At 64.1% G+C, this 18,891-nt stretch carries 13 protein-coding genes and 2 pseudogenes; 8 read left to right on the plus strand and 7 right to left on the minus strand.

The window, feature by feature from the left end; translation table 11 throughout:
- The first annotated feature begins 2 nt into the window (after positions 1 to 2).
- Positions 3 to 917 carry a site-specific integrase gene (locus ACQ4N9_RS18485; protein ID WP_125464226.1) on the plus strand — a complete coding sequence of 305 codons (915 nt, stop codon included), beginning with the start codon at positions 3 to 5 and terminating at the stop codon, positions 915 to 917.
- Between the two features lie 216 nt (positions 918 to 1,133).
- Here ACQ4N9_RS18485 and ACQ4N9_RS18490 read toward each other — a convergent pair whose 3' ends face one another.
- The 3 genes from ACQ4N9_RS18490 to gspG form a co-directional block, all read right to left on the minus strand.
- Positions 1,134 to 2,288 (minus strand): GGDEF domain-containing protein, encoded by a 1,155-nt coding sequence (locus ACQ4N9_RS18490; protein WP_390970915.1) that lies wholly within the window; start codon positions 2,286 to 2,288, stop codon positions 1,134 to 1,136.
- A gap of 64 nt (positions 2,289 to 2,352) precedes the next feature.
- Positions 2,353 to 3,543 (minus strand): type II secretion system F family protein, encoded by a 1,191-nt coding sequence (locus ACQ4N9_RS18495; protein WP_390970917.1) that lies wholly within the window; start codon positions 3,541 to 3,543, stop codon positions 2,353 to 2,355.
- 11 nt (positions 3,544 to 3,554) lie between these two features.
- Entirely contained in the window at positions 3,555 to 3,980 is a 426-nt protein-coding gene (gspG, locus tag ACQ4N9_RS18500; RefSeq protein ID WP_390970919.1) for a type II secretion system major pseudopilin GspG, read from the minus strand.
- A 174-nt stretch (positions 3,981 to 4,154) separates the two neighbouring features.
- Here gspG and ACQ4N9_RS18505 point away from each other — a divergent pair, with 174 nt between their 5' ends.
- From ACQ4N9_RS18505 to ACQ4N9_RS18520, 4 genes are all read left to right on the plus strand, one after another.
- Positions 4,155 to 4,769 (plus strand): lytic transglycosylase domain-containing protein, encoded by a 615-nt coding sequence (locus ACQ4N9_RS18505; protein WP_390970921.1) that lies wholly within the window; start codon positions 4,155 to 4,157, stop codon positions 4,767 to 4,769.
- Positions 4,770 to 4,887: 118 nt separating this feature from the next.
- Positions 4,888 to 6,336, plus strand: coding sequence for a sensor histidine kinase (locus ACQ4N9_RS18510; protein WP_390970923.1), 1,449 nt, complete (start codon positions 4,888 to 4,890; stop codon positions 6,334 to 6,336).
- Positions 6,337 to 6,616: 280 nt separating this feature from the next.
- Entirely contained in the window at positions 6,617 to 8,110 is a 1,494-nt protein-coding gene (locus tag ACQ4N9_RS18515) for a sensor histidine kinase (protein WP_390970925.1), read from the plus strand.
- Complete coding sequence (locus tag ACQ4N9_RS18520) at positions 8,079 to 9,506, plus strand: sigma-54-dependent transcriptional regulator (protein ID WP_390970927.1); 1,428 nt, start codon at positions 8,079 to 8,081, stop codon at positions 9,504 to 9,506. Before ACQ4N9_RS18515 ends, ACQ4N9_RS18520 begins: the two co-directional genes overlap by 32 nt.
- Before the next feature lie 11 nt (positions 9,507 to 9,517).
- Here the strand turns inward: ACQ4N9_RS18520 and ACQ4N9_RS18525 are convergent, their stop codons facing one another.
- The 3 genes from ACQ4N9_RS18525 to ACQ4N9_RS18535 form a co-directional block, all read right to left on the minus strand.
- Positions 9,518 to 9,811: a hypothetical protein gene (locus ACQ4N9_RS18525; RefSeq protein ID WP_390970929.1), complete on the minus strand. Its 294-nt coding sequence runs from the start codon at positions 9,809 to 9,811 to the stop codon at positions 9,518 to 9,520.
- 106 nt (positions 9,812 to 9,917) lie between these two features.
- A complete protein-coding gene (locus tag ACQ4N9_RS18530) occupies positions 9,918 to 11,270 on the minus strand; it encodes a GntP family permease (protein WP_125464219.1) in 1,353 nt (450 codons plus the stop codon).
- Positions 11,271 to 11,383: 113 nt separating this feature from the next.
- Complete coding sequence (locus ACQ4N9_RS18535) at positions 11,384 to 11,923, minus strand: gluconokinase (RefSeq protein ID WP_125858795.1); 540 nt, start codon at positions 11,921 to 11,923, stop codon at positions 11,384 to 11,386.
- A gap of 208 nt (positions 11,924 to 12,131) precedes the next feature.
- Between ACQ4N9_RS18535 and ACQ4N9_RS18540 the strand changes: the two genes are divergently transcribed.
- From ACQ4N9_RS18540 to ACQ4N9_RS18550, 3 genes and pseudogenes are all read left to right on the plus strand, one after another.
- Positions 12,132 to 13,151 carry a LacI family DNA-binding transcriptional regulator gene (locus ACQ4N9_RS18540; RefSeq protein WP_390970931.1) on the plus strand — a complete coding sequence of 340 codons (1,020 nt, stop codon included), beginning with the start codon at positions 12,132 to 12,134 and terminating at the stop codon, positions 13,149 to 13,151.
- Between the two features lie 1,218 nt (positions 13,152 to 14,369).
- A pseudogene (locus tag ACQ4N9_RS18545) lies at positions 14,370 to 15,086 on the plus strand (PAS domain-containing protein); the annotation flags it as partial.
- Between the two features lie 102 nt (positions 15,087 to 15,188).
- Positions 15,189 to 15,623 (plus strand): annotated as a pseudogene (locus tag ACQ4N9_RS18550) (methyl-accepting chemotaxis protein); the annotation flags it as partial.
- Here ACQ4N9_RS18550 and ACQ4N9_RS18555 read toward each other — a convergent pair.
- A complete protein-coding gene (locus ACQ4N9_RS18555; RefSeq protein WP_390971371.1) occupies positions 15,598 to 18,891 on the minus strand; it encodes a transporter substrate-binding domain-containing protein in 3,294 nt (1,097 codons plus the stop codon). The pseudogene ACQ4N9_RS18550 and the gene ACQ4N9_RS18555 sit on opposite strands and share 26 nt — an antisense overlap.

Consider the following 18,891-nt stretch of genomic DNA (forward strand, 5'->3'; position numbering starts at 1 on the left):
TTGTGATTGACCTCGCGCGCAACCCGCTGCTGCAGTACCTGGCCCGTCTGGCCCCGTCCAGTCAGCTGACCATGCGCTATATCCTCCAGGACGCTGCTGACCGCCTGGGTTTTGTCGATGCCGACATCGCCGATGTGCCGTGGCACCACCTTGAGCCCGGCCATGTGATCGCCCTGGTTGCCGCCCTGCGTGCCGACGGCTATGCCCCAAACACCTCTTCGCTGTACGTCAATGCCGTGCGCGGGGTAATGAACGAGGCCTGGCGGCTGGGACTGATCGAGCATGAACAACTGCTGAAGATCCGCGAGATCAAGCCTGCCAGCGGCAGCCGCCTGCCCCCGGGGCGCAACCTGCGGCGTAGCCTGATCCGTGAGCTGATGGAGGTTTGCGCCGCCGACCCGCGGCCCCAGGGCGTGCGCGATGCGGCGATCCTCGCGCTGCTGTATGGCACCGGCATGCGCAAGTCGGAGTCGGTGGACATCGACCTGGCCCAGGTGGACTTCCAGGAGCGCTGCGTGCAGGTGCTGGGCAAGGGCAACCGCCAGTTGCTCAAGTACGCCCCGGCCTGGGCCTTCGACAAACTCTCGGCCTGGCTCGAGCTGCGCCGCCAGCACCTGCCGGCCGGCGAGCGTGACGACAGTTTCCTGTTCAACCGCATCCGTCGTGGCAGCCACATCACCCGTGCGCGCATCACCAAGCACGCCATCTACTACATCGCCCGCCAGCGCGGGGCGCAGGTGGGGGCGAAGATCATGCCCCACGATTTCCGCCGGGCGTTCATCACCCGGGTGATCGAGGAACATGACCTGTCGATCGCCCAGAAGCTGGCGCACCACGCCAATATCCAGACCACGGCGATTTATGACCGGCGCGATGACAACGAGCGGCGACGGGCGGTGGAGCGCTTCGACTATTGAGCAGTACCGGTTGGCGCAACTGCTGGCCCCACCGAACTCAAGACCTGCACTCTGCTTGTGGGAGCGGCGGTTCGCCCCTGCGATTTACCCACGAAGATGACACCTCGGTGCCTGGCACGGGCTATGCCCGTGTTCGCGGGTAAACCCGCTCCCACAGCAATCGCGCAGCTTTTTGAGTGGCTGTCGTGCAGTACATTTGGGAACCGGCTTGGGCGCTCAAGCCCCGGCGTATTGCAACACCCGGCTGCGCCCCTGTTGCTTGGCCTCATACAGCGCATGGTCGGCCATCGACAGCAGCCGTGACAGGTCGCATTCCTGTGCCGGCCGGCTGACGATGCCGATGCTCACCCCCAGCCGCCCGGGCTCCAGCATCGGCAGCCCGGCAAACCCGGCGCAGATCCGTTGCGCCACGGCATTGGCCGCAGCGGCGTCGCTGCCGCGCAGCAGGCAAGCGAACTCTTCGCCGCCGATCCGTGCGAACAGATCGTCGCGGCGCAGGTGGCTCGCCGTCTCGTTGGCGAACGCAATCAGCACTTCGTCCCCTTTGGGGTGACCGTAGTGGTCATTGATCTGCTTGAAGTGGTCGAGATCGCACAGCAGCAGGGTTACCGGCATACGGCGGGCTGCGCATTCGCGCAGCAGCTGCTCGCCACCTTCCATGAATGCCCGGCGGTTCTCGATGCCGGTCAACGGGTCGCTGTAGGCAGCGGCCCGCAATTGAACCTCGGCGCGCTCACGGACCATCGCCAGGATGACGTAGGAAATACCGATGGCGAACAACATCGATTCAAACAGGATGAAGGCAAACAGCGCCGGGGAGCCGGCTTGCTGGGTGATCGCCCGGTCGAGGGCGTCACCCTCGTCGACCCAGATGCGGATGAAGTAGATCAGCGCATGCAGGCTGGTGAGAATCAGCGCGGGGGTGTACGACACCTGCAGGTGTACCCGCGGCCGCTTCAGCTCGGCGATGCTCAGCAGGGTATAGCCGAGGGTCACGATGGAATAGACCTTCACCCGCAGGCCAAGATCGTCATGAAAGCCTGGCCACAGGCTGAACAGCCACCATGATACGGCCCCGGCCAGCAACAGCGGCCAGTGCGGCGTGCGCCCACCGAGCACGCGCATGGCCGTCCAGCCGAGGCCGGCACCGGCCAACAGCACGCTGTTGCCCAGCACCAGCGCCAGGTAGTCCACGCCCAGGCCGCGCAGGCCGGTCAGCCCCACGCCAAGCGTGGAGGCCAGCAGCATCGCGCCCAGGTAGCCCAGGCTCGGGTCGCCGGCGCAGCGCCGCCAGGCGTGCAGGGTGAGAATGCTCATCAGGGTGAAGATGAACACGGCGACCAGCATCAGGGTCGGCAGGCTAAGCGGCACGTGGCGGGGCTCTCGGGATAAACCGCGAATGCTAAGCCAGGTGTGTGGCCATTTGCTACCGCGCTCAGTGAATGCTCGAAGCCAGTTCGAAGATCGGCATGTACATCAGGATCACGATCAGGCCGATCAACAAGCCGATGAAGGTCATCAGCAGCGGCTCGAACAGCTTGACGAACCACTCGACCCAGCGCCCGATCTCCTGGTCGTGGAAGTCGGCGCAGCGCTCCAGCATCTCGCCGAGGTTGCCCGACTGCTCGCCGGCTCGCAGCAGGCGCAGCGACACCGGTGTCACCAGTTGCCCGGCTTCCAGTGCATCGGACAGCGGCAAGCCTTCGGCCACGCGCCGGCTGGCCTGTTCCAGGCCTTCGGCGGCGGCGCTGCCCAGCAGCCCGCGGGCCATGCCCAGGGCGGTGAGGATGGGGATGCCACCTTGCAGCAGAATGCCCAGCGAGCGGTAGAAGCGCGCCAGTTCGTACATCACCAGGCGCTGGTGCAGGGCCGGGACACGGCGCAGCTGGCGACTGGCCCAGCGGCGCACGGCCGGGTGGCGGCGCAGGGTCACCAGCAGCGTGATGGCGCCCAGCGTGCCGAGTCCCAGGGGCAGTTGCTGGGCGTGCAGGAACAGGCCGATCTGCATCAGCACCCGTGACAGCCACGGCAACTCGGTGCCCATGCCCTCGAACACCAGGCTGAAACGCGGCACCACGTAGCCGAGCAGGAACAGCACCACGCCACCGCCCACCAGCAACAGCAGCAGCGGGTAGACCGAGGCGCCCACCAGCTTCTGGCGCACCAGGTCCAGGCGCTGGCGGTAGCCGATGTAGCGCGTCAGCGCATCGCCCAGTGCCCCGGTGCGCTCACTGGACTGCACCAGCGCCACATACAGCGTGGGGAATACCCGTGGCTGCTGGGCCAGGGCCTGGGACAACGAGCGCCCTTCATAGAGCTGGCGCACCAGCTGTTCCAGGGTCTTGCGTGCGCTGCCTGCGGGCGACTTCTCGGCCAGGCTTTCCAGCGCGTCGATCAGTGGCAGGCCGGCATTGAGCAGGGTGGTCAGCTCCTGGCTGAACAGCACCAGGTCGAAGGCTGGCGCGCGGCGCCAGGGCAGGGCGCGCAGCCCAAGGCCCATGCTGCGCGCGCTGAGTACCCGCAGGCCCTGGTCCTCGGCCTGGCGCCGCGCCTGTTCGAGGTCTTCGGCCTCCACTTGCAGTTGCACCACGCCCTGGCTGCCCAGGGCCTTGAGCTGATAGCGCATGGCCGGGCTCCTTATTGCCAGCTGGTGATCTCGGCGTTCTCGCCATCGCCGCCGGGCTGGCCGTCCTTGCCCATCGACAGCAGGTCATACTCGCCGCCGTTCTCGCCGGGTTGCCGATAGATGTAGGGGCGGCCCCAGGGGTCCTGCGGCACGGCTTTCTGCAGGTAGGGCCCGGACCAGCGCGCCTCGCCGCTGGGGGCTGCGGTCAGCGCCTGCAGGCCCTGTTCGCTGCTGGGGTAATGGCCGACTTCCAGGCGGTACAGGTCCAGGGCCTTGCCCAGGCCCTCGATCTGCGCTCGCGCCACCTTGGCCTCGGAACGGCCGAGCTGGCTGAAGTACTTGGGCGCGACGATACCGGCCAGCAGGCCGAGTACCACCAGCACCACCAGCAGTTCGAGCAGGGTGAAACCCTGTTGGGCATGGATTCTGCGCTGCATGGGGAAACCCTCCGTTGCGTGTGCACAGCTGCCATGCAACAGCCGTGCACGTCTGCGCCGGGGCCTTGCGCCATGCGGGATGGCAAGCGGCACGCTGCTTGCGTCGTGCTCCGTACACCCGGGTTTTCCGGGGCATTTCCCCCACATCGGGGGCCACGGTGGGAGGCGAACGACATGCGTGGACTGAGTTTTCTAGGCCTGGCAGCGGGATTGATGTCGGCAGTGGTGATGCCGGAGGCGATAGCCGACGTGTACATCGCCAGCGATGGCAAGGGCGGCTTCATCCTGTCCAACGTGCACCGGCCAGGCCGGCAGTACGAGCGGGTGATCAGTGAGTCGACGACGGACGGCGGGCCGGCCAATGCACAACTGGTCACCGGCCGGCCTTACGCCGATCTGGTGGCCGCCGCCGCCCTGGCCAACGATGTGCCCCAGGCACTGCTGCATGCGCTGATCAAGGCCGAGTCGGGCTACAACCCCAAGGCGCGTTCGCCCAAGGGCGCGGCGGGGCTGATGCAGTTGATGCCGGATACGGCGAAGGAGATGGGGGTCAAGGACGTACTCGACCCGAAATCCAATGTGCAGGGCGGGGCGCGCTATCTCAAACGCATGCTGACCCTGTTCGACAACGACATCACCCTGGCCGTCGCCGCCTACAACGCCGGGCCCGAGGCGGTGCTCAGCCGCGGCAAGGTGGTGCCGCCGTTTGCCGAGACGCGGCGTTATGTACCCAACGTGCTGCGTGATTACCGCCTGTTGCGGGGGTTGGCCGAAGATTCGCCGCTGTAGCCAGCTGGCCTGGCGGGCCCCTTGGTCGCGAAAGTAACGGGCAGTGGCGTAAAACCATCATGGTTTCCCCAACACTGGGCTATAACCTTCAAACAGGTGCCCAGCCGCGGAGCCCGCCATGGACCTCGCCCCCCGTCCCGACACACTCATGCCCGCCGCCGAGGCCAGCGCGGCGCGTCGGCCATTCAATCTGCTGCGCTGGTATGCCTGGGTCAGCCTGGCGTTCATCGTTTCGGTGGCCGTGGGGCTGGGGTTGATCTCCAGCCGCTACATCATCGACGAGAGCGTCGAGCGCGATGCCTTGCTGACCGCCCAATTCATCACCTCGATTGCCGACGCCGAGGTGCGCCATGTGTCGATCCCCAATGTGCGCACCATGGGCGAGCTGATCGACCCGCGTACCGATCACGGCATGCCGGATGTCGACCCCGAAGCCCGGCGCAGGGCCCGAGGCGAGTTTCTCGACCATATCGCCCACCTGCCGGACATGCTCCTGGCCAACATCTATGCCCCCGACCGCACGGTGATCTGGTCGAGCAACCCGGCGCTGGTGGGCAAGCTGATCGAGGGCGACGACGACCTCGACCGGGCCTTCGAGTACAAGATGCGGGTGTCGGCGAGTTACCACGATTTCGATAAAGCGCGCAGTGAGCAGAAGTTCGTCACCCCGCCTGAACAGCTGTTCATCGAAAACTACATCCCGCTGTTCGATGCCGATAACGATCAAGTCACCGCCATGGTGGAGATCTACAAGGAGCCCCACGACCTGATCGTGCGCATCGAGCATGGCCTGCTGTTGATCTGGCTGGCCGTGGTAGTGGGCGCCGGGCTGGTCTATGCCGGGCTGTACGGCATCATGCGCCGGGCCGCGCGCTTGCTGGCCGTGCAGCAGAAGCGGCTGATCGGCAACGAGACGTTCGTTGCCCTGGGCGAGGTGTCTTCGGCGGTGGCCCACAGCCTGCGCAACCCGCTGGCCAGCATCCGCTCCAGCGCCGAGCTGGCCCAGGCCTTCGACGAGGGCCCGGCGCAAAGGCATGTGAACGACATCATCAACCAGGTCGACCGCATGTCGCACTGGGTGCGTGAGCTGTTGCAGTCGCTGCGTCCGTTGAGTGAAGAGGCGGTGCCGGTGGACCTGGGCCAGGCCCTGCAGACCAGCCTGCAAGCCTACGACACGGCGCTGCGGCGCAACAGCGTGCAGGTGCGCCTGGCCGAATTGCCGCAAGTGCAGGTGCTTGGACAGCCGGTGTTGCTCGGGCAGATTTTCAACAGCCTGATCGCCAATGCCCTGGAGTCGATGGAGCAGGGCGGCGAGCTGCGGGTGGAGCTGGTGCGCCACGATCGACGCAGCCTGACGCTGCGCCTTTCGGACACCGGCCGGGGGATGAGCGAGCAGCAACAGCGCCTGGCTTTCCGGCCGTTCTTCTCCACCAAGCAGGGTGGCCTGGGGGTGGGGTTGATGCTGGTCAAACGGATCATGGAGCGCTTTGGCGGCTCGGTGAGGTTGAGCAGTTATGAAGGTGTCGGTACCCGGGTGTCGCTTAACTTCCGCCTGGCCCAGCCATGACAGGGATACCGGTGGCATTGCGCAAGCACGTGGTTTCATTGGGGTTGCAAATGATGGGTGAAGATTACCCAAATGTGGGGAACATTTATCTAATTTACTTTATGAGTATTCGCTAACTACCTGATTATCAATGAATATTTAAATGAGCCAAGTACTGGCCAAAATCTTGCTTTCCATCATCTAACCTTCGGCCAAGGCCGGCACCATGGTCGGCAGCCATCAATGTGCTACTGCGCGTAGCGCAGGCCATCCTCGGCAGTATCCAGGCGGGAATCAGGCGATGCAGACACTGCAGGACGAAGCCCCCGACAAATCCGCTGCGCCCTCGACCGGGCAGGCTGCGCCGTTACGCGAGTTCAACCTGCTGCGCTGGTTTTCACTGGTCAGCCTGTTGATCATCGCTTCGGTGGCCATTGGCCTTGGCTATGCGTCGACACGCTTCGTGGTGCGTGACAGCGTCGAGCGCGATGCCATGCTCACCGCCCAGTTCATCCAGGCCATGGCCCAGGCCGAGGTACGCCATTCGCAATTGCCGCCGGGCGTCACCATGGGCGAGCTGCTCGACCCACGGCTCGATCAGCAGCACCTGCAGTTCACCCCGCAACTCGCCGAGTCGACCCGGGTGGAGTTCCTCGACCATGTCGAGCACCTGCCCGACACGCTGTTGGCCAACGTCTATGCCCGCGATCGTACGGTGGTCTGGTCGACCAATGTGCAACTGATCGGCAAGCGCATCGATGATGATGACGACCTCGAGCATGCCTTTCGCTCGCGCAAATCGGTCTCGGCCAGTTACCACAAGGCAGACGAGGATCGCGAAGAGCAGAAGTTCGAGCGCGAGCCGCGCCACCTGTTCATCGAGAACTACATTCCCTTGTTCGACAGCCAGGGCGAGCAGGTGCTGGCCATGGTCGAGATCTACAAGGAGCCCCAGGACCTGGTGCGGCGCATCCAGCGTGGCTATGTGCTGATCTGGGGCTCAACCCTGGCAGGCGGTGGGCTGATCTACTTCGGGCTGTTCTGGATCGTGCGCCGGGCTGCCGGCATGCTGCACCACCAGCAGGATCGCCTGGTGGCGAGCGAAACCTATGCCGCCCTTGGCGAGATGTCCTCGGCGTTGGCCCACAGCCTGCGCAATCCGCTGGCCAACATACGCTCGAGCGCCGAACTGGCCCAGGAGATCGCCAACCCGGCGGCGCAGAAGAATATCGGTGACATCGTTACCCAGGTCGACCGCATGTCACGTTGGGTGCGCGACCTGCTGGTGTCGCTGCGCCCGGCCAGTGACGAGCCCGAGGCCGTCGACCTGGTCGCCGCTATCGAGGATGCGCGGCAGATGTTCACCCCACAGATCCAGCGTAACGCTGTGTGCTTCAGCTTCAGCGGGCCCGCTGAGCAGTGGGTGGCCAGCCAGCCGTTGCAACTGACGCAGATCCTCAACAGCCTGTTCGCCAATGCGCTGGAAGCGATGCCCCAGGGCGGCGAGTTGCGTGCCGAGGTGCTGACGCTGGATGGGCAGCAGGCCCAGCTGCTGCTCAGCGATACCGGCAAAGGCATGACCGAGCAGCAGAAACGCATGGTCTTCAAACCCTTTTTCACCACCAAGCAGGGCGGCCTGGGTGTCGGCCTTGCGTTGGTCAAACGCATCATGGAGCGCTTTGGCGGTTCGGTCGAACTGAGCAGCCGCGAAGAGGAAGGAACCCGCGTCAGCCTTACTTTCAATCTTGCAGCGGGAGGGGACCATGGATCAGAGCATCCTGGTGGTAGAGGATGACGAAATCCTCGCCGACAACATTTGCACCTACCTGAAACTCAAAGGCTTCGAGGTGACGGTGTGCCACAGCGCCGAGCTGGCCCTGGAGCAGATCAAGCGGGCCCAGCCTGACGCGGTCATCACCGACAACTCGCTGCCCGGCATGAGCGGCCATGACCTGTTGCGCACCCTGGTGGCCCAGGCCCCGGAGCTCAAGGTGATCATGATGACCGGCTACGGCAACGTCGAAGACGCCGTGCTGGCCATGAAGGAGGGTGCCTTCCACTACCTCACCAAGCCGGTGGTGCTGGCCGAGCTCAAGCTGATGCTGGACAAGGCCCTGGCCACCGAGCGCATGGAGCGTACGCTGTCGTTCTATCAGGAACGCGAGGCGCAGAAGTCGGGGTTGCAGGCGCTGATCGGCGAGTCGCCGGTCATGCTCGAGCTCAAGCACACCCTGCGCCAGGTGCTCGATGCCGAACGGCGCATGGCCAGCGACGATCTTCCGCCTGTGCTGGTCGAAGGCGAAACCGGCACCGGCAAGGAGCTGGTGGCGCGCGCCCTGCATTTCGACGGCAGTCGCGCCAAGGGGCCTTTCATCGAGTTCAACTGCGCGTCGATCCCGGCCAACTTGTTGGAAGCCGAACTGTTTGGCCATGAAAAGGGCGCCTTCACCGATGCCAAGGAGCGCCGCGTGGGCCTGGTCGAGGCGGCCGATGGCGGCACCCTGTTCCTCGACGAGATCGGCGAGATGGACCTGGTGCTGCAGGCCAAGCTGCTCAAGCTGCTCGAAGACCGCAGTATTCGCCGCATTGGCGCGGTGAAGGAGCGCAAGGTCGATTTGCGGGTGATCAGCGCCACCAACTGCAACCTCGAGCAGATGGTGCAGCAGGGCAAGTTCCGTCGCGACCTGTTCTTCCGCCTGCGCATCATCGCCCTTAAGGTGCCCCGGCTGTATGCCCGTGGCCAGGACATCCTGCGCCTGGCGCGGCACTTCCTCGCCCACCACGGGCGACGCTACGGCAAGCCTGGGCTGCGTTTTTCCGCCGAGGCCGAGGCGATGATGCTCGGCTACAGCTGGCCGGGCAATGTACGCGAACTGCGCAACATGCTTGAGCAGACCGTATTGCTGGCACCCAGCGAGGTGATCGGTGCGCATCAGTTGAACCTGTGCCTGACCCTGGTTGACGAACCCGTAGCCCAGCCGGCGCCAGCGGCCATCTTCGAGCTGCCTCGGCATGAGCCGGAAACCGCTGGCAGCCTGCCGGACATGGAACGCGACATGGTTTGCCGCACCCTCGACCGCACCGACTGGAATGTCACCAAGTCGGCACGCCTGCTGGGGCTGTCGCGGGACATGCTGCGCTACAAGATCGAAAAACTGGGGTTGACCCGGCCAGACAAGCGGCAGTGGTGATGTGGCGCGCCTCAGGGCTTGCCGCTGGCACCTTCACCTTGGCGCCCCATGCCCTCTGAGCCACTTTCCCCCAGCCCCGGCAGATCCTGATCAACATTTTGCCGGGCCGCAGGGCTGTCCGGGTCATAGCCCTTGATCCGCGGGTCGGTGTCCCGAGGCATGGGCTTCTCAATCGGGTTGAGGGTGCTGTCCACGCCCGGCTGTGGTGCCGGGTTGTGCGGGTCGTCGGGGTAGGTGGCGGCGGTGCCGGCGGCGAACGCCAGGGGCGATGCAAGCAAGGCGGCGAACAGGAAGGATCGGTTCATCGGGCAAGCTCCTTGCGACAGAAAGAGATCGGCCCCGCTTGCGCGGGGCCGCTGTCTCACTTGGGCCACGCCCTCGTCAGCAAGTTGCCATGGCCCTGATCAACGGTCACACCACCTGGGCCAGCAACATGATGAAGATGATGCCGACCACCGACAGGATGGTCTCCATCATGCTCCAGGTCTTGAAGGTCTCGGCCACGGTCATGTTGAAGTACTGTTTGACCAGCCAGAAACCGGCGTCGTTGACGTGGGACAGGATCAGCGAACCCGCGCCGGTGGCCAGCACCAGCAGTTCGCGGTTGACGCCCGGCACCAGGTCGATCACCGGCGCGACGATGCCCGCGCCGGTGATGGTGGCGACTGTCGCTGAACCGGTGGCAATGCGGATCACCGCGGCCACCAGCCAGGCCAGCATGATCGGCGAAATCTCGGCCTGCACGGCCATTTGCCCGATCACGTTGCCCACGCCGGTATCCACCAGCATCTGTTTGAAGCCGCCGCCGGCGCCGACGATCAACACGATCGCGGCAGTGGGGGCCAGGCTCTGGTCGAGCATCTTCATGATCTGCTGGCGGCTGAAACCGCGCGCCGAGCCGAAGGTATAGAAGGCCAGCAGCAGGGCGGCGAGCAGGGCGGTGATCGGGTGGCCGATCAGGTCCATCCACTGGCGCACGATGTGCTCGGCCGGCAGTACCACGTCGGCGAAGGTCTTGAGCAGCATCAGCACCACCGGCAGCAGCACGGTGATCAAGGTCACGCTGAAGCTGGGCAGGTTCTTCTGGTCGGATTCACGGGCGATCTGGTCCATCAGCTCCTGGGAAGGGTTGCCGGGGATGTAGCGCGAGATGAAGTTACCGAACAGCGGGCCGGCGATGACGGCGGTGGGCAGGGCCACCAGCAGGCCGTAAAAGATGGTCTTGCCGATGTCGGCATGGAAGATGCCGATCGCCAGCAATGGCCCCGGGTGCGGCGGCACCAGGCCGTGCACCACCGACAGACCGGCCAGCAGCGGGATGCCGATCTTCACCAGCGACACCCCGGAGCGGCGGGCGACGATGAACACCAGGGGAATCAGCAGCACGAAGCCGATTTCAAAGAACAGCGGGATGCCCACCAGGAAGGCGGCGAACATCATTGCCCAGTGCACTTTCTGCTTGCCGAACGCGCGGATCAGCGTCTGGGCGATCTGGTCGGCACCGCCGGAGTCGGCCATCAGCTTGCCGAGCATGGTGCCCAGCGCAAGGACGATGCCGACAAAGCCCAACACGCCGCCAAAGCCGTCCTGGAACGACTTCATCACCTTGGCCACCGGCATGCCGGAGGTCAGGCCAAGAAAGCCTGCGGCCAGGGTGAGGGCAACGAAGGGGTGGACCTTAAAATGGGTGATCAGCAGGATGAGCCCGATGATGGTGACCATCGCGTCGAGCAACAGGAAGGTATCAGTAGCCAGTCCGAACATGGTTCGTATGCCTCGGTCTTGTCGTTGTTGTTTTGGCGTAGCTTGGTTTTGAGCGTTCGCCACTTTCAGGTGGCGAGATAGCGCTATCTTTGGTGAGCCGGAAAACCGCCGGGTCAGGCAGTCCGCGCCAGGGGCCGCTCACCGCAGGGCTTTAGCCAGTCATGCACGGTCTCGGCAAGGGTCTCGATCGGGCGGGTGGCATCCAGCGCCAGGGTGAGTGGCTCGCCCAGTGGTGATTCAAGGGCGGCGAACTGGCTGTCGATCAGGCTGGCCGGCATGAAGTGGCCGGGGCGGGCGAGTACGCGCTTTTCGGCTTCCTGCGGGGTCAGTTCGAGGAATACGAAGCCCAGCTCGGGCACGGCCTGGCGCAAGGTTTCGCGGTAGCGGCGCTTGAGTGCCGAGCAGGTGAGGATCGGGCGCTCGCCGGCTTTGATGATGGCCTGCAGCTCTTCGCCGAGGCGCACCAGCCAGCCGGCGCGGTCGTCATCGTCCAGGGGGATGCCGGCGCTCATCTTGGCAATGTTGCTGGCGGGGTGGAAAGCATCGCCTTCGACCAGGCGACCGCCGCTGCGTGCAGCGATGGCGGCGCCGATGCTGCTTTTGCCGCATCCAGCCACACCCATCACCACTATCGCGGACAGTGGAAAGTTCATCGGTACCTCCTGCTGGGTGAGATAGCGCTGTCTCGAGCGAGGCGAAACGAGAGTGCGAGCGCCACCCTCCCGGGTGTTATTGATTTTGTCTTAGGCAGTATGGACGCTGCATGCATGGCTGCTACCAAGATTGCATTGCCTGCATCCAGAGACAGCGCTACCTTAGTGACCGTTCCCCATTCCTGCAAGTAGTAAAATTACAACATTCATGTCTCGCATCGGCTCGCGTACCACAGGTCGTCCCACTCTGGCGGAAGTCGCCAGGCTTTCCGGGGTATCCCCGATTACCGCTTCCCGCGCGCTGCGCGGGGTGAGTACTGTCGCCCCGGAACTGGTGGCCAAGGTTGTGGCGGCAGCAGGCAGCCTGGGCTATGTTGCCAACCCGGCGGCGCGGGCCTTGGCCTCGGCGCGCAGCCAATCGGTGGTGGTGCTGATTCCGTCGTTGTCGAACCAGCTGTTCATCGACACCCTCGAGGCCATTCACGAGGTCATGCGCCCGCGCGGTCTGGAAGTGCTGATCGGCAACTATCACTACGATATTGCCGAGGAAGAGAACCTGATTCGCAACTATCTCGCCTATCAACCTTGCGGCATGTTGCTCACCGGTTTCGAGCGCAGTGAGGGTTCGCGGCAGTTGCTTGCGGCCAGCCATGTGCCCTGCGTGCACATGATGGAGCTGGGTGGTGAAGCGGGGGCTCTGTCGGTGGGGTTCTCCCAGCACCAGGCCGGGCGTGCGGCGGCGCAGCATCTGATTGCGCGTGGGCGGCGGCGCCTGGGGTTCATCGCGGCGCAACTGGACCCGAGGGTGATGCAGCGTGCCGAGGGCTTCCGTCAGGCCCTGGCGGAGGCTGGGTTGCAGGCGCCGGAGCTGGAGATGCTTGACCCGCAGCCTTCGTCGATTGGTTTGGGTGGTGAGTTGTTCAGCCGTTTGCTGGCGCAGGCGCCGGATGTGGATGGGATTTTCTTCTGTAACGACGACCTGGCGCAGGGGGCGGTGCTGCAGGCGCTGCGTGAGGGGGTTGCGGTGCCTGGGCGGGTGGCGATGATCGGGTTCAACGATCTGCCGGCTTCGGCGCATATGGTGCCGCCGTTGACGTCGATTCGTACGCCGCGGGCGGCGGTTGGGCGGGGGGCGGCGCAGGCGTTGCTGGCGATGCTTGATGGTAAGCGGGTTGTGGCTGAGCAGCAGGATCTGGGGTTTGAGTTGATGCAGCGGGAGAGTTCTTGATCGTTGATGTGGTTTTTACTCGGGCTGAGAATGTTGAGTTGTTTCTTTGGTGATTAGTTTGTTTTTATAAGGTGTGCGCATTCATTTGTGATGTCGACGCGTAGTCACCTTTCCGCCCTTACGGCGGGTTACTTTTTTTCTTGGAAAAAAGTAACCAAAAACCGCTCGCTCCATTCATCCGGCCCCTACGCTGCGCTTCGGGGTCCCTTCGCTCCGGCGTCCTCCGGGCCCGCGCGGCCTCCGACTTGCTGCGCAAGTCTACATCTCGCGCCGTCGGCTAACGCCGAAGGGTGCTGCGCACCAGGGCCCTCCAGACGCCTACGCTCAGCCTCCTGAAGTCGCGAAGTTAGGGGCGGCGCCTGGGCTGGCGTTAGCTGTCGCTAGTTGGATTGGTTGGGAGCTCAGGATTGCAATCGCTGGCAAGCCAGCTCCCACAGGTTAGTGCGAACTTGCAAACTTGTGCTGTACCTGTGGGAGCCGGCTTGCCGGCGATAGGGCCCGAATAAACAACACATAAACAACAGCCAAATCTAGATAGCCGCATTACTGCTCTTGATCTGCTCTTGATCTGCTCTTGATCTGCTCTTGATCTGCTCTTGATCTGCTCTTGATCTGCTCTTGATCTGCTCTTGATTTGTTTTTGATTTTGCTTCTAAGCGCGCGATAGTCCAGGCAACACAAATTGCGACTTCAGGAGGCCGAGTGGAGGTGACTGTAGGGCCCTGGTGCGCAGCACCCTTCGGCGTAAGCCGAAGGCGCGAGATGTAGACTTGCGCAGCAAGTCGTAGGCCGCGCGGGCCCGGAAGGCACCGGAGCGAGGGGACCCCGAAGCGCAGCGTAGGGGCCGTATGATGGGAGCAGGCGGTTTTGCCTACTTTTTCCAAGAAAAAAGTAGGCCGCCGTAAGGGCGGAAAGGTGACTAAGCGTCGACATCACCAATGAATGCGCATACATCCATCAAAACAAACACACTGAGTCCCGAACCCGAACCCGAACCCGAACCCGAACCCGAACCCGAACCCGAACCCGAACCCGAACCCGAACCCGACCAACGGCTCAAATACCTAATCCTAAAGTGATATCAAAGCGCTTGCACGCCGATAACGCCCATCTATGCTCAGGACATCCCGAGGGGCACAGGAGTCCCAGCGCATGTTCGAGTACCACCGCAAGTCCGACCTGGTCGAAATCCAGCGCTGCCGCCAGGCCCTCGCGGCCATGGAAGCGAAGCTCGCCGCCATCAGCCGCTCCATGGCCATGATCGAGTTTGCCCCCGATGGCACCATTCTCGAAGCCAACGACCATTTCTGCACGACGATGGGCTACAGCGCTGACGAGATCCGCGGCAAGCACCACCGCATTTTCTGTGACCCCACCTACGCCAAAAGCGCCGAGTACCAGCAACTCTGGCGTGAGCTGGGGCAGGGCAAGGCCATCAGCGGCACCTTCGAACGCCTGGACAAGGCCGGCCGCGAAGTCTGGCTCGAAGCCAGCTACATGCCAGTGATCGACGACCGCCAACAGGTCACCAGCGTCATCAAGGTGGCATCCGACATCACCCGCCATGTGATCGAAGAACACGAGAGCGAGAGCCTGCTCAAGGCCATCGGCCGCTCCATGGCGGTGGTCGAGTTCACCCCGGCCGGCAGGGTGATCAAGGCCAATCAGAATTTCCTCGACACCATGGGGTATCGCCTGGAAGAAGTGGTGGGCCGCCACCACGGGCTGTTTTGCCTGGCCCACGAACGTGAATCGGCCCAGTACCGCGAGTTCTGGGCTTCGCTGAACCGCGGCGAATACCACTCGCACCGCTTCGAACGGGTCAACAAGCAAGGCCAGACCGTGTACCTGGAGGCCTCATACAACCCGATCTTCGACAACAAGGGGCGATTGACAAAAGTGGTGAAGTTCGCCAGCGACATCACCAACCAGGTCAGCACCCAACAGACCGCTGCCGATGCTGCCCACGCAAGCTCGGTACAAACCGACGCCTGCGCGCGCAAGGGCACCCAGGTGGTGCAGCAGACGGTCGAGGTGATCGAGCAGATTTCTGCCGAGCTCAACCAGGCCGCACTCAGCCTCGATGCGGTGAGCAAGCAGTCCGAGCTGATCGGCCAGATTGTCCTGACCATTCGCGGCATTGCCGACCAGACCAACCTGCTGGCACTCAACGCAGCGATCGAAGCCGCCCGGGCTGGCGAGCACGGGCGTGGCTTTGCCGTGGTCGCCGATGAAGTGCGCAGCCTGGCCGCGCGCACCAGCAAGGCAACGCTGGAGATCGTCGAAGTGGTGCGGCAGAACCATGACCTGTCATTGAATGCCGTGGCCAGCATGCAGTCGAGCCTGACCCGCACCGGGCTGGGAGTGGAGCTGGCCAATGAAGCGGGCACGGTGATCATGGAGATCCAGCAGGGCTCACGGCACGTGGTGGACGCGATCAGCCAGATCAGTTCGACCCTTCAATTGCATTGATTCCCTGGCGCAGCTCTTGCTCCAGGTTCTGCAGGCTGGCCAGCAGGCGAGCAAGCAATTGCTCGGTTGGCTGGCCCAGGGCCATGGCCCGCTCAATGGCCTCGCAGTCCTTCACCACGCCCCGCACCTTGAGCATCTTGGCGCCGCCCTTGATGCGGTGAACGGCCATGGCGAGCGGATCAGGTGGCGGCGAGGCTCCCAGCTCGTGCAGTGCTTGCAGGTCTTCTCGAGTGCTCTCGGCCAGTTGCCGCAGCAGGCGCAGGGTCAGTTGCTCGTCATCCTGGGTAAGGTGGCGCAATTGCTCCAGCGCAAAACCGCTGTGGCCAGGCATCGACGTGGCAACCGTGGCGACAGCCGCCGCCGGGAGCACGCTCGCCGACGCCAGGCATGCACGCAGGGCTTGCAGGCCGATGGGCTTGAACAGGCACTCGTCCATGCCATCGTCCAGGCAGCGTTGACGCTCTTGCGCCTGGGCATTGGCGGTGACGCCGATGATCACGCAGGCAGGCAGGCCTTGGTCACGTTCCAGCGCGCGGATGCTTCGGGTCAGTTCGTGCCCGTCCATGATCGGCATGTTGCAATCGGTGATCAGCACATCGAAAGGGTGTTTTCGCCACAATGCCAACGCGTCCTGGCCCTGTTCGGCGAGCACTACCTTGTGGCCTAGCGTGCGCAGCTGCTTGTCGAGCAGCAACAAGTTGGCAGGGTAGTCATCGACCACCAGCACTCTCAATGCGGGGCTGTCGGCCGGTGGCGCAGGAGGCTTGGGTGATTGGCCCGCGGGCGCAACGGCGACCGGCAGATCGAGGTGCACATCTACCTGGGTGCCCAGGCCCTCGAGGCTTTGCAGGGTCAGGGTGCCGCCCATCAGCTCGCACAGGTCGCGGCAGATCACCAGGCCTAGCCCCGCGCCTTGGCGGGCCTGGCGTCCGTCCATCTGGGCAAAGGTGTGGAACAGTCGCGCCTGGTCAGCGCTGCTGATACCCACGCCGCTATCCTTCACCTGCAACATGACGCCCATCGATTGCTCGCCATGCGCAGCTACCTCCAGTGCAACGTCTATCCGCCCCTCCTCGGTAAATTTGATCGCGTTGCTCAACAGATTGGACAACACCTGCTTGAGCCGCAGTGGGTCGCCCAGCACCCAGCAGTGCTCCGTGGGCAGCGCGGCACGCAGGTGAATGCCCTTGGTTCGCGCATTGCCCTCGAATAGCCGCAGTGTGGCGCGCACCAGGCCGACCAGTTCGACGGCCACCGGCTGCAGGGTCATGTGCCCGGCTTCGATGCGCGAAATATCGAGAATGTCGCCAATCAGCTCAAGCAGTCCAGTCGCCGAGCCATGGGCGGTTTCCAGCGCCTGGCCATCGATGCGGCCATGACGGCTGTCCTCCAGGGCCAGTTCGAGCAAGCCGATGACCGCGTTCATCGGCGTGCGGATTTCATGGCTCATGACCGCGAGAAACGTGCTTTTCGCTTGGTTGGCCTGTTCGGCGTCCTCTTTCGCCTGGCGCAACTGCTCCAACAGCCCGCGGCTGAGCTGCAGTTGATCTTGCAGCGCATGCTGGGCCTCGGTGCGCTGATGGATGAGCTTGCGCAGGTAGCTGTTCCAGAACACCACGCCCGCCAGCAGCACGCTGGCCAGCACCAGCACCTGGAGGGCCAGCGTCCGGTAGTTGCGCCATGGGCTGTCGCTGACAACCGCACTGGTACGCCAGCGATTGACCAGTTGTTCAAGCTCGTCAGGCGCAATGCTCAATAACGCCTTGTCGAGGATGGCCTGCAGCTTGGGCTGTGCAGGGTCGACGGCGAAGGCCGCGAGCGCGGGCTGATCACCCAGTTGCGCAGCGACACGCAGGTCGCCCTTGAAAACTTGGCTGATGAAGTAGCTGGCGTTGATATAGGGGCTGAGCGCGACATCGGCATTGCGTAGGAGCACCGCTTCCATCAGTTGCAGTGGATTGTCCACCTCGACCGGGCGCACTCGAGGTGCCTGCTGCAGTAGCCCGTCGAGTAGCGGCGAGCCGCGCAACAGCGCCACCCGCTGGTCGCTCAGCGGCTGTGCCGGGTCCAATGGCGGTGAGCCGGCGCGTGTCACCAGCACCTGTGGGCTGGCCAGGTAGGGGCGGCTGTAACGCAAGCGAGTGGCCAGCTGCGGGTCATAGCCAATGGCGCCGAGCATGTCGACCTTGCCTTGAGTCGCAGCATCGACCATCTCGCCGAACGACTGCGCTCCGACCACGTTGAAACGCAGGCCGGTGCGCAGGCTGATTTGCTCCAGCAGGTCCATGGTCAGGCCGCGTGGTTGCTGCTGGCTGTCGGTGAACGTCAGTGGTGCGAGGGCAGTATTGATCATCACCTTCACCGTGCGGTGCTGGGTGATCCAGGCCCGTTCCTCGGCGGTAAGGGCGTCCAGCCGGCGATCTAGCAGGATGCTGGTGCTGCCAGTGGTCCAGCGGCGCAGGATGTTCAGCCGTTCGCTGTCGGCGATGCGCCCCAAGGCCTGGTCGATCAGTGCGCGAAGGCGCTGGTTGTCGCGATCCAGGGCAAACGCGAAAGTGCCGGCCGGCAGTTTGACGAAGTGATCGACCTTGACTGCACCCTGGTAGCTTCTGCTGATCACGTAGTCGCTGCTGATGGCGTCGCCCAGGTAAGCATCTGCCTGGCCCAGCGCGACCGCCGCGACCCCGGCCAGGGTAGAGCGGTACAGGGTTATCTGGGCGTTGGGGTAGAGCTGCTGGACGGCTTGCAGGGGCAGGTAGTGATCGACCAGGGCCAGGCGCCGGCCGGCCAGGTCGCTGCCCTCCAGCAGAGCACCGCCCTGTCGGCTGACGAGCACCGCCAGGTCATCGGCATAGGGCAGGCTCAGGGCGAGTTCGGCGTCTGCGGCTTCGAAAGCGTTGGAGGTGCCCAGCAGGTCGATCTCGCCACGGTGCAGGGCAGCGATGGCCTGCGCGCGGGTAGGGTAGCGCCGTACCTTGATGGGTATCCCCAGTTGCTCGGCGATCAGGCCGGCATAATCGGCGCTCAGGCCCTCGTAGTCGTCCTGGCTGGTGTTGATATCGAAAGGCGGGTAGTCGGGGCGCGAGCCGCCCAAGGTCAGTACCTGGCGTTCGCGCAGCCATTGCCGGTCGTTGTCGTCAAGGGGCAGTGGCGCGGCGGCGCTCTGGGCACGGGCCAGCAGGTGACGGTCCTCGCTGGTGGTCTGGGGCAGTCCCTGCACGGGCACCAGCAAGGTCAGCACCAGGCACAGCAGTGTGCCCTTGCTCAT

The sequence above is a fragment of the Pseudomonas sp. ES1 genome, assembly GCF_050586605.1.
GTDB lineage: Bacteria > Pseudomonadota > Gammaproteobacteria > Pseudomonadales > Pseudomonadaceae > Aquipseudomonas > Aquipseudomonas sichuanensis.

Bases quoted from the DNA above. Each gene is read 5' to 3' on its own strand.
- ACQ4N9_RS18530 (WP_125464219.1), bottom strand. From the start codon at position 11,270: ATGTTCGGACTGGCTACTGATACCTTCCTGTTGCTCGACGCGATGGTC.
- ACQ4N9_RS18540 (WP_390970931.1), top strand. From the start codon at position 12,132: ATGTCTCGCATCGGCTCGCGTACCACAGGTCGTCCCACTCTGGCGGAA.
- gspG (WP_390970919.1), bottom strand. From the start codon at position 3,980: ATGCAGCGCAGAATCCATGCCCAACAGGGTTTCACCCTGCTCGAACTG.
- ACQ4N9_RS18555 (WP_390971371.1), bottom strand. From the start codon at position 18,891: ATGAGCAAGGGCACACTGCTGTGCCTGGTGCTGACCTTGCTGGTGCCC.
- ACQ4N9_RS18510 (WP_390970923.1), top strand. From the start codon at position 4,888: ATGGACCTCGCCCCCCGTCCCGACACACTCATGCCCGCCGCCGAGGCC.
- ACQ4N9_RS18515 (WP_390970925.1), top strand. From the start codon at position 6,617: ATGCAGACACTGCAGGACGAAGCCCCCGACAAATCCGCTGCGCCCTCG.
- ACQ4N9_RS18520 (WP_390970927.1), top strand. From the start codon at position 8,079: ATGGATCAGAGCATCCTGGTGGTAGAGGATGACGAAATCCTCGCCGAC.
- ACQ4N9_RS18505 (WP_390970921.1), top strand. From the start codon at position 4,155: ATGCGTGGACTGAGTTTTCTAGGCCTGGCAGCGGGATTGATGTCGGCA.
- ACQ4N9_RS18495 (WP_390970917.1), bottom strand. From the start codon at position 3,543: ATGCGCTATCAGCTCAAGGCCCTGGGCAGCCAGGGCGTGGTGCAACTG.
- ACQ4N9_RS18535 (WP_125858795.1), bottom strand. From the start codon at position 11,923: ATGAACTTTCCACTGTCCGCGATAGTGGTGATGGGTGTGGCTGGATGC.
- ACQ4N9_RS18525 (WP_390970929.1), bottom strand. From the start codon at position 9,811: ATGAACCGATCCTTCCTGTTCGCCGCCTTGCTTGCATCGCCCCTGGCG.